The sequence below is a fragment of the Variovorax sp. Sphag1AA genome (assembly GCF_014192575.1).
Taxonomy (GTDB): Bacteria; Pseudomonadota; Gammaproteobacteria; order Burkholderiales; family Burkholderiaceae_C; genus Variovorax.
The window spans coordinates 428,895-442,621 of the sequence record NZ_JACHYC010000007.1; the positions used below are offsets into that span (position 1 = coordinate 428,895).

Below are 13,727 nucleotides of genomic sequence, written 5' to 3' on the forward strand. Positions count from 1 at the left end.
CGATGCCCGCTTGCACCGTAGATCACGGAGCCCTATAGTGGTAACCGGAGATGGCATTCCTCCACCTTGTGAAACCGCCACACCGGCTGATGATGCCTGTGCCACCCGTTCGGGTGTCAAGGTGTGTGCGGATGAATGAACTGACCTTCTTCCTCCCTGTGATCGATTCGGATCGCAGTGCCTGAGTTGCCCGCGGCGGCAAGACTCCTCAGGCCTCCTCCCTGACTCTCGAACGATGTTCGTCGTCGCGCATCCGTGCGCGACAGGGACCAGGAGAAGCGACATGGGCATGCAGTTGGTCGACGCAGGGCGTGACGTCCCGCAAGAGTGCAACGTCGTGATCGAGATTCCGATGCTCGGCGCCCCCATCAAGTACGAGGTGGACAAGGCCACCGGCGCGGTCTTCGTGGATCGCTTCATGTCCACGGCCATGCACTACCCGTGCAACTACGGCTACATCCCCCGCACGCTCTGTCCGGACGGCGATCCGATGGACGTACTGGTGATCACGCCCGTGCCTCTGTCAACAGGTGTCGTCGTTCGCGCTCGCCCGATCGGGTTGCTCAAGATGGAGGACGAAAAGGGAGAGGACGTGAAGGTCCTCGCCGTCCCGGTGAGCGCGTCCAGCGCTCTGTACATCGCCGTCCAGGAGCCAAACGATGTTCCGGCGCTGCAGCTCCAGCAGATAGCCCACTTCTTTGAGCACTACAAGGATCTGGAGCCCGGCAAGTGGGTCAAGCTCGGCGGATGGGCTGGTGCACAAGAGGCACGTGACGAAGTCCTGCGAGCCGCTGCTGCCTACCAGGACTACCAGCGCCGCATGAGTATTTGAGGGCGAATCCTTCACCGCCCGACTACCCGTTCCACCAACCGCGAACTCGCAGGAGACACCCCCCATGATCGATTGCATCGGCAGCATTCGTGCGATGGAGATTCTCGATTCGAGAGGCAACCCCACTGTGCGGGTGAGCGTCGTTTTGGACAGCGGAGCGCGAGGAACCTCCTCCGTCCCGGCGGGCGCGTCCATCGGCGTCAACGAGGCTGCTGAACTCCGAGATGGGGACATGTTTCGCTACCGCGGCAGGGGCGTACGCAAAGCCGTCGGGAACGTCAACGACGTGTTGGCGCCTGCCTTGATGGGCATGGATGTCACCCGCCAGGTGGAGATCGACGATGCGATGAGGGAGATCGACGGCACCGCCAACCTCGAACGCATGGGCGCGAACGCAGTCCTCGCGGTGTCCCAGGCTTGCGCCGTCGCCGCTGCGGCCTCCAACGGAGTTCCGCTCTACACCTATCTCGGTGGCAAGGACGCGGTGCGATTGCCGATGCCGATGATCAACGTGATCAACGGAGGCAAGCATGCCGACAGCAGTCTCGACATGCAGGAGTTCATGATCGTGCCGATCGGAGCACCCAGCTTCTCGGAAGCGCTTCGCTATGGCGTGGAGATATTCCACGCACTCGCGCGGATCCTCGGCACGCGAGGCTACACGAGCGCAGTCGGTGACGAAGGCGGCTTCGCTCCGCTTCTGACGAGCAATGAGGAGGCCTTCGACCTCATCATGGAAGCAATCGTCGCGGCCGGCTATCGGCCCGGAGTGGACATCTGCCTCGCACTCGATGCCGCGGCGGCCTCGTTCTTCCGGGATGGCAACTATTGGCTCTCTCGGACAGGTTACCGGTCCAAAACGAGCGTGCAGCTGATCGAGCTCTACCAGCAGTGGGTCCACAAGTATCCGATCGTCTCGATCGAGGACGGGATCGCCGAGAGCGATCCGGCGGGCTTGAGAGAGCTCATGACCGCACTGGGACATCAGATCCAGATCATGGGCGACGACCTAGTCGTGACCAACCCGGAGTTCATCGCCCGAGCCATCGAACAGGGCAGCTGCAACGCTGCGCTCATCAAGCTCAACCAGATCGGCACGGTGAGCGCCGCGATCGCAGCCGTCGAGCTGTGCTGCCGTGCCCATTGGCACTATGCCGTGGCGCACCGTTCCGGCGAGACGGAGGACACCTTCATTGCGGATTTTGCGGTCGCCATGAACGCGAGTCACATCAAGACGGGCTCCGTGTGTCGGGGCGAGCGAACCGCGAAATACAACCGCCTGCTCGAGATTGAAGGGGAGCTGGGCGCCCGAGCCCTCTTCGGACACGACGCGAGGAGCCGCTGATGTTGCGAGCCATCCCTTCTGATGAGCCATCCACATCGGTCGAAGTGAAGAAGGTCGAGGACGCTCAGCGGGCGGATGAGATACCGAAGGAAGCTGGTGTGTCTGTGGAGTTCGAAAGCATCCTGTACCCTGGGCACATGAAATCGGGCAAAGAACCGCGCGACGCGCCGGAGTTCTTCCACGACCTCAACCTCGATCAGATCGTGCAGTCGATCACGGCGGAATGGCAGGAATACGACCTCGGGCCATTCTTCTACTTCAAGCTGGACGACCTTGCCACGATCACCTATCGACAGGAGATCATGAAGGACCTGCAGTCCGAGTCGCTCATGCAAGCGGTCAGGGCTTTCGGTCAAAAAATGCGTTCGGTGCGCGAGCTTCTGACGCAGATGGGAAAGTTGCACTACAGGTACGAGAAGGAGCGATGGTTCGTGAGAGCCGTCCAAGCCTATGGCCTCGCCGTGGAAGAGTTTGCGCGGGCGCTATCGACGCTTGAGTTCTGCTCGGACGGCATGCGGACGTTCCACGAATACCTTGCTGGCTATGCAGTGAGCGACGCCTACCGGTCCCTTGTCGTTGAGGCGGGCGAGGTCATCAAGGGTCTCTCCGCCATCCAGTACACGCTCTTGATCCGGGGACTCACGGTGACGGTGCGGAACTACGATGCCGAGCCTGACTACAGCGCTGAGGTGGAACACACCTTCGAGAAATTCCGGCGAGGTGCGGTGAAGGACTATCGGGCCAAGTTTTCGAGCTGGGTAGGTCTGAACCACATCGAGGCCCAGGTCCTCGATCAGGTCGCCCTGCTGAATCCGGCGGCTTTCGGGGCTTTGGACGGGTTCTGGTCCGGACATCAGGACTACCTTGATCCGGTGCTTTCCCGGTTCGATCGAGAGATCCACTTCTATGTCTCCTACCTCTCTTACATCGCCCGGTTTCGCCAGGCGGGCCTGAGCCTTTGCTACCCGAGTCTGAGTCGAGACAATGAAATCGTCAGTCGGGAGTCGTTCGATCTTGCATTGGCCGGGAAGCTCATCAAGGAGCAGAAGCAGATCGTGTGCAACGATTTCGAGCTGCATGGCTCAGAGCGCGTGCTGGTTGTCTCCGGGCCGAACAACGGCGGAAAGACGACCCTTGCTCGCACGTTCGGACAGTTGCACTACCTGGCATGCCTGGGCTGCCAGGTCCCCGGAACGGAGGCGAAGCTCCTCTTCTTCGATCGGCTCTTCACGCACTTCGAGCGAGCCGAAGACATCCGGAACTTGCGAGGGAAGCTCCAGGACGACCTGGTCCGAATCCATCGGATTCTGCAGAACGCTACGCCCGACAGCCTCGTGATCATGAACGAGATCTTCTCGTCGACCACGCTCAAGGATGCCGTCTACCTTGGGCGCAAGGTGTTCGAGAGCATCTCTCGCCTCGATCTGGTCGCCGTGTGCGTCACGTTCCTCGACGAACTTGCGGCCTTTGACTTCAAGACGGTGAGCATGGTCAGTACCGTGGACCCTGACGACGTATCGATCCGGACTTACAAGCTCGAGCGGCGGCCGGCGGACGGTCTTTCCTACGCGCTGGCGATTGCACAGAAATACGGCGTGACGTTCGAACGCCTCAAGAAGCGGGTGATGCCATGAAAGCGCTCCTCATGCATGCCGAGCAGGATTTCGATCCCGAACAGAGTCCGCCAGCGAACGAGGCCGAGCTGATCCAGGATCTCGAGCTCTCGACGTTGTTGAGCGCGATGGCCGGCGAAGATCCGTTCCTGCTGAACGTGTCGCGCAAGGCGCTCGTCTGCTCTGCGCAGAATGACATTGGAACCATCATCTATCGGCAGGAGGTCCTGTTTGATGCGGCCAGGAACCCCGCCTTGGTTCGAGAGCTCTACGAGCTCGCGATCGAAGCCATCGAGGGCAAGAGGAAGTCGCACTTCGGCGTCTTCAGCAACTACCCGAGCGGGATCCTCAGCGGCGCGATCGATGTGATGGTGATGTTCATGGGCGTGCTCACCAGGCTGAGGGTCATGTCCGAGGCGTATTCCAAGCGCTTCCGCTCGCGCGGCTTCAGGAAGCTCTTCGCGATGATCGAGCGGGAGTTCAGCGACGAGTATTTCGTGGAGGTCCAAAGGCATCTGCGCGAGCTCAAGTTCAACTCGGGCGTCCTGATCAGCGCGCGATTGGGCGACGGGAATCAAGGGGTGGACCATGTGTTGAGGCACCCTCGCGGCAGGCCTCCCAACTGGTTCGAGCGGCTGCTGGGTAAGGGCGGACCGGCCTTCAGTTTTCAGCTGGCCGAGCGGGATGAGGGCGGGGCGAGGATTCTCTCCGAGATACGGGACCGTGGAATCACCCTGGTCGCGAACGCGATGGCCCAGTCGATGGACCACATCCTGAGCTTCTTCGAGATGCTTCGAACCGAGGTGGGCTTCTACGTGTGCTGCCTCAACCTGCGTGACAGGATGGAAACGATGGGGGCCGTGACGTGCCTTCCCGAACCGCACGCGGCTGGCTCGCGCGAGCTGTCCTTCGAAGACCTCTATGACGTGTGCCTCGCGCTGAACATGGGCAAGGCGATCGTCGGCAACACCCTCGACACGGATCACAAGAGCCTCTTCGTGATCACCGGCGCGAACCAAGGTGGGAAGTCGAGTTTCCTGCGCAGCATCGGTCTCGCTCAGGTGATGATGCAGTCCGGCATGTTCGTCGCAGGTCGAGCATTCGCCGCGGAACTGTGCTCAGGGGTCTTCACCCACTACAAGCGGGAGGAGGACGCCACGATGAACAGCGGCAAGCTCGACGAGGAGCTCGTCAGAATGAGCGCCATTGCAGACGCCGTCCATACCGGTGCGCTGGTGCTCTTCAACGAATCCTTCGCATCGACGAATGAGCGCGAAGGCTCCGAGGTCGCCCGGCAGATCGTGAACGCGTTGCTCGATCGCTATGTCAAGGTGTTCTATGTGACGCACATGTTCGAACTCGCCAATGGGTTCTTCGTTCAGGCAAGAAGCGACGCCATCTTCCTGCGGGCGGAGCGGCGTGACGACGGCAGTCGATCCTTCAAGCTCTCCGAAGGGGAGCCGCTGGCGACGAGTCACGGGGAGGATCTCTACGAAGAGATCTTCGAACGGGAATCGAGTGCCGAGGAACCGGCGGCGGTGCCCTGATATGCCGTCGATCGGGGGACAGTCGGACCGCTGATTGCCGCGTAAGCTACAAGCCGGGGCCCGAAAGGCAGATGCCGTCCCCGCTGGCCTCGGTGACATCGCAATCGGATTCGCTTTGCGTCTGATCGTAGATCGCCGCACCTTCCACAAAGCGGACGACATGCCATGACGAGGCGACTCCTTGGGGAACGCTGCCACTGATGGCGAGCATCGTCAGCGCCCATGCGCCAAGGGCAACGAGCAGCTGCGTGTTTTCTTGAAGCCAGTCGCGAAAGGTTGGCTCAGGCGGTAGGTTTCGCACGGTCAGCATCACGCGCCTCCGCTGCGTGACATCCGGCGGCCGAAGATGATTCGTTGACTACGTGGCATCGGTCGTATTCCTCTCGAACTTGCGAGGTTGACCGATGAGCGAGGGTGTATGTGCGCGGACACCTACAGCCCCCGACATCAGTCAGTAGGTGTAGGCATCATCAGCCGCACCAATTTGCGGCGGTTCATGGAGGAATGCCATCTCCAGTCAGAGGAGGGTACCACCCCGCCACAGTGTTCGCCATAGGGCTCACTACTTGCGAGCGGGTCCTTGATGTCCTCATGCCAGACCCCTATAGTCATCGGTGGAGATGGCATTCCTCCGCATTCCAAACCGCCGCCCCGGCTGATGATGCCTACATGACCCGTGACTGGGTGTGTAGGTACGCGCGGAGAGTTCTCCTCTTGCGTTGAGCGTCAGGATGCCAGCCTAGCTGGCGTCTTCATCGCGGCGAATCAGCGCGCAGGTCTTCGCATTCCTTCCTCCGGTCCTAACAACCGCGCAGGGCGCGGTGCTGGGAAAGAGAATGAACGAACGTGTTTCGAGCATGTCCGCGGTTGCAAAGGACCATCGCGGTCAGTCGCGGCTCTATCGATCGATGGTGGAGCTTCTCGACCAAGCGGGTGTTCGGGTCGACGGGCCCGATCCCTGGGATCTTCAGCTCAAGGATCCTTCGCTCCCCGAACGCGTTTTCACGCATGGCGGCCTGGGCCTCGGCGAGGCCTACATGGATGGTCATTGGGATGCCCGGCAACTCGACGGGTTCTTCTTTCGCGTTCTGCGGGCGCGCCTGGACCAGGAGGTCAGACCGCTTCGGTTGGCACTTCACGCACTTCGCATGCGCCTGTTCAACCTTCAAGGCTTCGAGCGCGCTTGGACGGTGGGAAAGGCTCACTATGACATCGGCAACGATTTCTACGAGGCGATGCTCGACCCGAGGATGACCTATAGCTGCGGGTACTGGGATCACGCGTCCAACCTCGCGGAGGCGCAAGAGGCAAAGCTCGATCTGATCTGCAGGAAGCTGCGCCTGCATCCAGGAATGCGGCTACTGGACATCGGGTGCGGCTGGGGAAGCCTGATGGGCTTCGCAGCGGAGCGCTATGGCGTGGAATGCGTCGGTGTCACTGTCTCGAAGGAGCAAGCCGCTTGGGCGTCCGCGAGGTATGCGGCGCTACCTGTCGAGATCAGGCTGCAGGACTATCGGTCCCTGGACGAGCCGTTCGATTGCATCGCGAGCGTTGGCATGTTCGAGCACGTGGGTCGCAGGAATCACCGGGAGTACATGGAAGTCGCTCACCGATGCCTTGCGGATGACGGGCTATTTCTCCTGCACACCATCGGGAAGAATATGCGCGACACGATTTCGGATGCGTGGATCGACAAGTACATCTTCCCGAATGGCGATCTGCCATCGGTAGGGCAAATCGGCGACGCGGTCGACGGCCTCTTCGTTGTGGAGGATCTTCACAACTTCGGAGCTGACTACGACAAGACCTTGATGGCCTGGTGCGCGAATTTCGAGGCGGCATGGCCGCGCTTCGAGCAACGCATGGGGGAGCGGTTCCGGCGGATGTGGCGGTACTACCTCCTGTCGTGTGCGGGGGCGTTTCGCGCGCGGGACCTCCAGCTCTGGCAATGGGTGCTGTCGAAGAAGGGCCTGATCGGCGGCTACAGGCGCCCGGAGGCATCGTCGTAGCTGTGCATCGAGCGTGCCCTTCGCGGCCAGGAAGGGCCGCCGCGAAGCGGGCATTCACGGCCGCAAGGTTGCCGCCACCCGCTGCGGGTTGGTGAGGAGGTCCAGCGCGTCGCTGATGTTCCGAACTACGACATCGGCCGCGAACAGTGTTTCGGGCGCAGCGCCTTCACTTTGAACAACCGCGATACCAAGAGCTGCGACCTCCAACATCAGTTTGTCGTTCCGACCATTCCCGATGCAGACGGAATGCTCTGCGCCGAGATGATTGACGTAGTCGCGCTTCGCAATCTGCTGGTTCTGTGATTCAAGGATGATCAACTCGCACGCCACGTCCGCCATCTCCGCTCGCGCGCGGCCGAAGATGTCGCCGGTTACCACGTGGATCTGGAGACATTCGGCCAGATGGTTGAGCCGGTAGCGCACGCCGTTGATCAGCACGCCATCGCAGGCGAGGGTGCCATTGAAGTCCAGCACCACGTGATTCAAGCGCAACGACGGCGAGTTCGGGATGTCAATGAGAATCATGGGCACCTCGTCTCAGCGATCAAGCATCGGCTCTTTGTTCACCGCCCGCCAGCTCATGATGAGCAATACGAGACGGACCCACACGAAGACTGTGGCAGCGGACCAGATCAACAACTCGGATGTCTCCAGCGACAGTTGCTGATACTTGAAAAACAGCCCAAGCCACACAAAGAGGAGGCCGACATGTGCGGTCGTCCAAAGAGCGAGCCGCTTGAGGATGCGGGAACGTTCCTGCTCCAATGCGAAGTTCTGACTTGGAACGGCGCCGAGCCTCATGATGCAGACCCTCCCCGGAGGGAAACCTGCCCGAACGTGGGACGGCGGGAAAGGTCGGGGAGCGAATGCTTCGGAGGTGCACCGTCGCTGAGAAGTGGGCAGGCGTTGGGGGACGTGCCACCTGGACCGTCCGTCGAGTCAGAGATCCGTGGTTTGGAGAAATGCTTCATGCGTTGCGCAGTCAAAGTTGACCACCCGAGCATGAGACTGACCATTCCGAACGAACGCCCACAGTCCCGTACTCGGGAAACCGTAGGCATCATCAGCGTCACCCATTCAGGTGCCGCGGTTCATGGAGGAATGCCATCTCCAGCGCAGAAAGCTTAGCACGGCGTTTTTGCATGCTCAATCCTTGAATGCTCGCGTGATTCACTGCGAGGACCGCGCGAAGCGTGTCCTTTGCCGGAACCGCAGCAAGCGGATCAAAGGAGCTCCAGCCTCCGCGTTTGGGTAATCGTCGTTGTCCACGAGCGTGAGTCAACAGCGCATCGCCTGATGCGCGTCACGACCACGTCATCAATCCCGCCCCTGGATAAGATACACTGAGAATGTAACGGTCGCTACACGACAAAAGATGCAGACAAACAACTCCGCCTGGCTTCTTCTGACCTACAAGGTTCCGAGCGAACCGTCGAAGGTGCGAGTAGCCATCTGGCGTCGTATCCGTAGCCTGGGGGCGGTGTATATCCAGAACAGCATCTGCGTGCTTCCCGCGAGTACTGAGCACCAGCGTCAGTTCCGGATGGTCCAAAGCGAGATCGAACGTGGCGGCGGCGAAGCGGTCATCTTCGAGACGCTCGCGTTGGATGCCAAGCAGGAGGCACGTGTTGTTGCCTATTTCAAGCATGACCGCGAGCAGGACTACGAGGAGTTCCTGGACAAATGCGCCGACTACAAGAAGGAAGTCGCGAAAGAGGTTGACGCGGACCACTACACGTTTGCGGAACTCAAGGAAAACGACGAGGACCTCAAGAAGCTCAAGAATTGGCTGGAGCGCATCAAGACGTTGGATTTCTACGGCGCGCCTGCCCGAGAAACTGCCGAGAAGCAGTTGGCGGAGTGTGAGGCGCTCTTGGACGCCTACGCGGCAGAGGTCTTCGAGCGCGAGCAAAACTCAAAGGCTCCGCTCAAGGGGAATCCGCGCATCAGTGCCCGTACGACGCCAGCCGCAAAGAAGGCTGCCCGCAAGACGGCTCGCAAGAAGACGTGATTTTCGGTAGCGCCACTTCCAGTTTGGCGAGTGCGCAACGCGAGCCAAGACGGGTGGCATGAAGGGGAGCATCGCTACTGCGTCGCCTTCCTGAAGAAGGCTATCTTGCATTCGTCGAGGACAAAGGCTGCGGCAATGACTGATGCCAGCAAGAGGAATAACGAGGTCCCCGATACGGGCTCAGCCAACAGTCCGAAGTACGCCATGAGTGACGCGATGACTGCGTTGCCGATGGTGGCAGCGGCAACCCACATGCTTGGAGCCGACGACCAAAGCCGGCCGCGGACACGGGTCAAGTAGATCGTCGCCTGCGCCGAGTAGATCAGGTAGACGAAGGTCAACGTCTGGGTCTGAGGGATCGACATGGCCCATACGTCGCGCGCGACCCAAACGACAGCGAACCCCAAAATCAGCCATCCTGCGGCGAGAATGCCTGCGATATTTCCAATGGCGTTGATGCTCCATTTCTCCGGTGCCTGCGAGACCCCGGCGCGATCGGTGGCGAGCGTGATGGTGACGACATCGTTTAGGACGACGAGCACGGCAATCAACGCTAGAGATGTCACGAAAAATCCAGTGATCATGTAGCCGAAGGTGAGCAGCACGGCCAGCTCGATCGTCCGCGCGATCTTGGTGATCGTCCAGGTCAACATCCTTCGGTAGACCCGTCGACCGCTGCTGATGACGGCGATCAAGTCGTGCAATCCCGGCCGCGTGAGCACGACCTGGGCGGAGCCCTTTGCCACGTCGGTCGCGCTGCTGACGGCAATGCCGACCTCGGCCTGTTTCAGCGCGGGGGCGTCGTTCACGCCGTCGCCCGTCATGCCCACGACATGGCCGGCTTGCTGGAGCTTCTGCACCAGCTGGAATTTCTCTTGCGGATAGCAGTGGGCGAAGCCATCGAAACTGAGCGGATCTTCCGCTTGTGAGATGCCATCGCCAAGGCGCTCGCCTAGACCGACTTGCCGAGCGATGGCCCGTGCGGTGGCCACGGTGTCCCCGCTGATCATCAGGACGCGCACGCCGAGTCGGCGCACCGCCTGAACGAGTGCAGGCGCGTCCTCGCACAGTGTGTCTGCGAATGCCATCAGTCCCCGGATGACAAGGCCGCCCTCGGGTCCGGCCGCAACGACCAGAACGCGGGCACCTGTCGAGGCGAGCTCCTCCACGCGTCGGTCCAATCCGTCGTTCAGTTCGGCGATCTGCGATACGGCAGGTGGCGATCCGAGGACGACCCGAATGGTTTGCCCGCCGCGGCGTACATAGGCTTCCGCTCGTTTCAGCGCTGGATCGAAGGGGACGAGCTGCAAGCGTTCAAGGGATCGCAGCCCGCGCTGTCCGAGCGCCGCGAGGATGCTCAACTCCAGTTGCCCCTGCGATGCTTCATCACATGCAGCGGCCGCCCACATCAGCACGTCGGATTCGGTGTCGGCCTCCAGGATAGGAACCAGGGCTGAGATGACCTGCCGGTTGTGAGTCAGTGTGCCTGTCTTGTCGATGCACAGCACGTCCATCGTTGCCGCTTCCTGAACTGCAGACAGGCCGGTTACGAGAACGCCATCTTGAGCGAGTGTGCGGGCCTCCACCGCGTTGGCCACGGTAAATGCCGCGGGCATCGTCACCGGGACTGTTGCAATCACTAGCACGAGCGGAAAGGGGATCAACGCGACCAGATCGGCGCCGGTCCATAGGGCGAACACCACCAGCAGTGCAGCCAATAGGGCGTCGATGGTGACCAAGCGTCGAACGACGGCGAAGAGGAGTTGATCGAGGTGACCAGCAGACCGCGCGGAACGCACGAGCTCGGCGGTCCGTCCGTAGTAGCTCTTGGCTCCGGTTGCAGCCGCAGTGGCGGTCGCCTGTCCACTGCGAACCGTGGATGCAGAGTAGATGACTTCGCCCACGCTGCGGGCTACGACAGCGGACTCGCCAGTCAGCGCAGACTGATCCAGCTCAACGGTTCCCTCGGCGATTGTGCAATCGGCGGGAACCAGGTCGCCCGGACCGAGGTGTATTTCATCGCCAGGAACCAGTTCTCGCGCGGGGACGATCCGCCACGTGCCATCGCGGCGAGCGCTCGCGTTCACCCTCAGCCGGCTGCGCAGGAGGTCCAACACGCGTTGCGCCCGACGCTCCTGGACGCCACCTACACCTGCGCTGAAGAGCAACCAGATCCCGATCAGGAGCGGCTCATTCAATTTGCCCAGCAGGACTTCGAGAATGAGGGCGATTTCCAGCGTCCAGGGGATGGGTCCCCATAGCCGCTTGAGAACACCCCTCGCCAGGCTCGCTCGCGCCTCCGGAATTTCATTGAAGCCGTACCGTCGCAGCCGCGCCTGAGCTTCTGCTTCGGACAATCCGGTCTGCCTTGCCGCATCAAGCGTTGTCGTGTCACGTTGTGCTGCTGCCATGATGTCCAAAGCCTCCCGCACAAGATCTTTGTAATGCCAATCGCATTTGCCAAGCAACGCCCACTGGCGGGGATCACTGCACCGTAGTTAGCCTGTACCTTGTCAGAGAATCTCCGATGGGGTTCGTGGCCCCGCGTCGATCACAGTCTTCGATAGCGCCTTCAATTCCCCATCGAGTTCATAGATGACCGGAGTACCGTTGGAGATCTCAAGATTCGCGACTCGGTCGCCGTCCAGGTTTTCAATGATCCCGACGAGCGCTCTGAGTGCATTGCCATGACCGACCATCAGCACGTGTTGCCCTTCGTCAAGCAGGGGTGCCACGGCCTCAGTCCATGCCTCTTGCACGCGTTCCATGGTCTGTAGCAGCGACTCGCCCCGCAAAGCAAGGCTCACGTCCAGTCCCGAGTAGCGCTCATCGACCGGAATCAGGCTGGAGGCTCGCTCGTCCATGGAAGGCGGAACGGCGCTCGCCGAACGCCGCCACTGCCTGACCTGTGCTTCGCCGAAGTCACGGACAGCATCGCGATGAAGGAGTCCCGAGGCCGCCGTAGTGGCGTTCGTTCAAGCGCCAATCCAATCGCTGGGGAATCCAGAATCGCTGCATCTCATCGAGAGTCACCCATAGGGAGTGCACACAACGTCGCAACACCGAAGTAAAGGCGACGTCGACCTCGACGCCGGCATCGCGCATTGCTCGGCCCGCGTGACGCATCTGCGTCTGCCCCAGGGTTGTCAGCTCGACATCCGCCCAGCCGGTAAAGCGCTGCTCGCGGTTCCATTCGGACTCGCCATGGCGCAGCAGGACAAGACGACCGGACATGGCGAAGTCGTCAGCGGGCTGCGCGCCTGCTGGCGCTGATAGCCAGGAGGGCGGTCAGCCCGACGCTCAAGATGGCGACCTTCTCGGAAGACGGAAGGGCAACGGTCGGGCCAAAGAACCAGATGGCCGCGACCCAGACGACGATGCCGGCGGCCAACCAGCCGTCGTCGATGAACAGGGAAACGGCCTCGTTCATGATCAGCCGCAAGGTGCTTTCTTTGGGCTGAGGGGCGCTCGCCGCGGGGGGCTTCTGCTTCTGGATGATGGCAGCCACACGTGCAGCGGCCGACTTCCCGAGCCGACGGCACAGCAATACGAGCCCCAGGGAGGCGATGAGGAACAGCGCGATCAGTGCAAGGATGGCCCAGTCCTCGCCAGGCCACTCCATGCCGAGACCTTCTCCGACCCAGAAGGTACCGAAGGCCGCCAACAGCACGCCGACGCCGAACTTGAGCGCGTTCTCCGGGACGTTTGCGAGCGGGCGGTGCAGGAACAGGCCAAGGACGACCACGGTCAAAAGTGCCAGACCTGCGCCGACGATGGCCGGAACCAGCGCGCCACCGGCACCGATCGCGATAACGATGAACACGACTTCGATGCCTTCGAGCATGATGATCTTGAAGGAGGTCGTGAAGGCCAAGGTATCGATCGACCGACCAACGGAACGGGCCTGCCGTCGCAGGGTGGCCGTCTCTTCCTCGAAGGCTTTGGCCTCGTCGTGCAGCGCCAGCACGCCAGCAGCGCGAAGAACGGCTTTTCTGAGCCAGCGCAGTCCGAAGAGCAGCAAGAGCGTGCCAACGACAAGTTGGACGGTTTGCAGGGGGATGCGCATCAGCGCTGGCCCGAGGGCTGCTATGAGGGCGAGCAGCACGGCCAGGGCTGCGCCAGTGCCGAGCAACGCCGAGCGCCAGCCGCGCACGATGCCCACCGCGAGCACGATGGTCAGCGCCTCGACGAATTCCACCATCGACGCCATGAAGGCTGCGAGGACAATGGGTGCAATTGAAGTCCAGTTCATTTCATTGAGTCCTTTTCCTTTGTTGCTACGCATGTGCGTGGTCAGGGCCAGTCGGTGGGTTGCCTCGATCCAGGAGTACCCGGCTCGGTAGCCCGACCAAGGCAAGCACAGGCAGAGG

General features: G+C 61.3%; 11 protein-coding genes, 1 pseudogene and 4 riboswitches. Of the genes and pseudogenes, 6 read left to right on the forward strand and 6 right to left on the reverse strand.

Going from position 1 to position 13,727, the window contains the following annotated elements; genetic code table 11:
• Positions 1–37 precede the first annotated feature (37 nt).
• Positions 38–106, forward strand: a riboswitch (Fluoride riboswitch).
• 177 nt (positions 107–283) lie between these two features.
• The 4 genes from ppa (at position 284) to FHW64_RS27925 (ending at position 5,337) form a co-directional block, all read left to right on the forward strand.
• The gene (gene ppa, locus FHW64_RS27910) at positions 284–832 is read left to right on the forward strand and encodes an inorganic diphosphatase (RefSeq protein ID WP_184531467.1); all 549 of its coding nucleotides are present in this window, start codon (positions 284–286) and stop codon (positions 830–832) included.
• A gap of 67 nt (positions 833–899) precedes the next feature.
• On the forward strand, positions 900–2,177 hold the full coding sequence (gene eno, locus FHW64_RS27915) for a phosphopyruvate hydratase (RefSeq protein ID WP_409350653.1): 1,278 nt from the start codon (positions 900–902) through the stop codon (positions 2,175–2,177).
• The gene (locus tag FHW64_RS27920) at positions 2,177–3,811 is read left to right on the forward strand and encodes a MutS-related protein (protein WP_221210513.1); all 1,635 of its coding nucleotides are present in this window, start codon (positions 2,177–2,179) and stop codon (positions 3,809–3,811) included. Before eno ends, FHW64_RS27920 begins: the two co-directional genes overlap by 1 nt.
• The gene (locus FHW64_RS27925) at positions 3,808–5,337 is read left to right on the forward strand and encodes a MutS-related protein (RefSeq protein ID WP_184531469.1); all 1,530 of its coding nucleotides are present in this window, start codon (positions 3,808–3,810) and stop codon (positions 5,335–5,337) included. Before FHW64_RS27920 ends, FHW64_RS27925 begins: the two co-directional genes overlap by 4 nt.
• A 46-nt stretch (positions 5,338–5,383) precedes the next feature.
• Here the strand turns inward: FHW64_RS27925 and FHW64_RS27930 are convergent, their stop codons facing one another.
• The gene (locus FHW64_RS27930) at positions 5,384–5,647 is read right to left on the reverse strand and encodes a hypothetical protein (protein WP_184531470.1); all 264 of its coding nucleotides are present in this window, start codon (positions 5,645–5,647) and stop codon (positions 5,384–5,386) included.
• 144 nt (positions 5,648–5,791) lie between these two features.
• A riboswitch (Fluoride riboswitch) is annotated at positions 5,792–5,861 on the reverse strand.
• An 83-nt stretch (positions 5,862–5,944) separates the two neighbouring features.
• Positions 5,945–6,012, forward strand: a riboswitch (Fluoride riboswitch).
• 182 nt (positions 6,013–6,194) lie between these two features.
• On the opposite strand from FHW64_RS27930, the gene cfa reads away from it, so the two are divergent.
• On the forward strand, positions 6,195–7,346 hold the full coding sequence (gene cfa, locus FHW64_RS27935; RefSeq protein ID WP_260306412.1) for a cyclopropane fatty acyl phospholipid synthase: 1,152 nt from the start codon (positions 6,195–6,197) through the stop codon (positions 7,344–7,346).
• A 54-nt stretch (positions 7,347–7,400) separates the two neighbouring features.
• On the opposite strand, the gene FHW64_RS27940 is transcribed toward cfa, so the two are convergent.
• Complete coding sequence (locus FHW64_RS27940; protein WP_184531472.1) at positions 7,401–7,871, reverse strand: HAD family hydrolase; 471 nt, start codon at positions 7,869–7,871, stop codon at positions 7,401–7,403.
• 12 nt (positions 7,872–7,883) lie between these two features.
• The gene (locus FHW64_RS27945; protein ID WP_184531473.1) at positions 7,884–8,147 is read right to left on the reverse strand and encodes a hypothetical protein; all 264 of its coding nucleotides are present in this window, start codon (positions 8,145–8,147) and stop codon (positions 7,884–7,886) included.
• Positions 8,148–8,393: 246 nt separating this feature from the next.
• Positions 8,394–8,467: riboswitch (Fluoride riboswitch) on the reverse strand.
• Positions 8,468–8,721: 254 nt separating this feature from the next.
• On the opposite strand from FHW64_RS27945, the gene FHW64_RS27950 reads away from it, so the two are divergent.
• Positions 8,722–9,357, forward strand: coding sequence for a Chromate resistance protein ChrB (locus tag FHW64_RS27950; RefSeq protein WP_221210512.1), 636 nt, complete (start codon positions 8,722–8,724; stop codon positions 9,355–9,357).
• Positions 9,358–9,431: 74 nt separating this feature from the next.
• On the opposite strand, the gene FHW64_RS27955 is transcribed toward FHW64_RS27950, so the two are convergent.
• The 3 genes and pseudogenes from FHW64_RS27955 to FHW64_RS27970 form a co-directional block, all read right to left on the reverse strand.
• Positions 9,432–11,768, reverse strand: a complete 2,337-nt coding sequence (locus FHW64_RS27955; RefSeq protein ID WP_184531474.1) for an HAD-IC family P-type ATPase — start codon at positions 11,766–11,768, stop codon at positions 9,432–9,434.
• A gap of 102 nt (positions 11,769–11,870) precedes the next feature.
• Positions 11,871–12,567: pseudogene (locus FHW64_RS34545) on the reverse strand (2,3-bisphosphoglycerate-dependent phosphoglycerate mutase); the annotation flags it as partial.
• A gap of 34 nt (positions 12,568–12,601) precedes the next feature.
• A complete protein-coding gene (locus FHW64_RS27970) occupies positions 12,602–13,714 on the reverse strand; it encodes a COG4280 domain-containing protein (RefSeq protein WP_260306413.1) in 1,113 nt (370 codons plus the stop codon).
• Positions 13,715–13,727 lie beyond the last annotated feature (13 nt).